The organism is Rhodoferax sp. XS2R6, from assembly GCF_056521365.1.
The window spans coordinates 1-1,123 of sequence record NZ_JBWMAY010000010.1; the positions used below are offsets into that span (position 1 = coordinate 1).

Annotated in this window: 1 protein-coding gene; it reads right to left on the reverse strand. The window is 56.7% G+C overall.

Annotated elements, in window-relative coordinates:
- Positions 1 to 35: 35 nt before the first annotated feature.
- Positions 36 to 1,067: an IS30 family transposase gene (locus AC097A_RS19170; protein WP_479622073.1), complete on the reverse strand. Its 1,032-nt coding sequence runs from the start codon at positions 1,065 to 1,067 to the stop codon at positions 36 to 38.
- Between the last annotated feature and the right edge of the window lie 56 nt (positions 1,068 to 1,123).

Below are 1,123 nucleotides of genomic sequence, written 5' to 3' on the forward strand. Positions count from 1 at the left end.
GGCGGACTCAAATCCAAGTGCAACACAGTTGGAGTTTATTGGATGACGTCAGGAGAGTGCTCAAGCTTGGCCAGCCACTGGCCGTAAACCTCCAAAGGAGTCAACCAACCCAGCGTCTTGCGAGGCCGTCCATTCATCAAGTCAGCAATCCCGTCGAGTTGCTCCTGGCTGTAGCCTGACAGGTCTGTACCCTTTGGCAGGAACTGTCGTACCAAACCGTTGGTGTTCTCATTGGTGCCACGTTGCCACGGACTGTGCGGATCACAGAAATACACGGCAACTCCGGTGTTGGCTGTCAATTGCGCGTGATGTGCCATCTCACGACCCCGGTCATAAGTCAGTGTTTGGCGCATCGGTTTGGCAATACCGTTCAACTTGTCCGTGAACGCTTGCAGCACGTGGGCTGCAGTGGCCGGGTTGGGATGCGGCAGTTTTACCAACATCAGGAGCCGGGTGCTGCGCTCTACTAGGGTGCCCACAGCACTGAGGTTGCCTGCTCCCTTGATCAAGTCACCTTCCCAGTGGCCAGGGAACTGTCGATCTTCAACCTCTGGAGGGCGCACATGGATACTCAAGAGATCAGCAATCTGTCCCCGGCGGTCTTCGCCACGTGAACGGGGCCAGCGCTTGGTTTGGGCCAGACGCAAACAGGCAATGAGCTCGCGGCGCAGCTCACCCCGGGGTTGGGCATAGATGACGTTGTAGATGGTTTCGTGAGAGACGCGTTGGTGCGACTCATGCGGATGCAGTGTAGCTAGGCGAGAGGCGATTTGCTGGGGTGACCAACGCAACTGCAGTAGGGCGTGCACAGAGGCAAAGAGTGCATTTCCCGCCACCAGCTTCGGGGGCGGTCTGCTATGGCGACGTCTGCGCACGAAGCGCTGTTGTGCAAATCGGCAACTATAGGCACCACCACCGCTGTTTCGGTTGATCTCACGACTCACAGTGGATGGGGCTCGGCCCAGTACTCGGGCTATCGCCCGGATACTCAATCCGAGCTCAAGGCATACAGCGATGGTCTGGCGCTCTTGGTAGTCCAGCTGTTTGTATTCTTGCTTCAGTTTCATGAACACACCTTATTGAAGTTTCAATCGGTGTGTTGCACTTCACTTTTGAGCGGGCC

What these genes read in the sequence shown, in the direction of transcription:
- AC097A_RS19170 (WP_479622073.1), bottom strand. Translation starts at nt 1,067, where the DNA reads ATGAAACTGAAGCAAGAATACAAACAGCTGGACTACCAAGAGCGCCAG.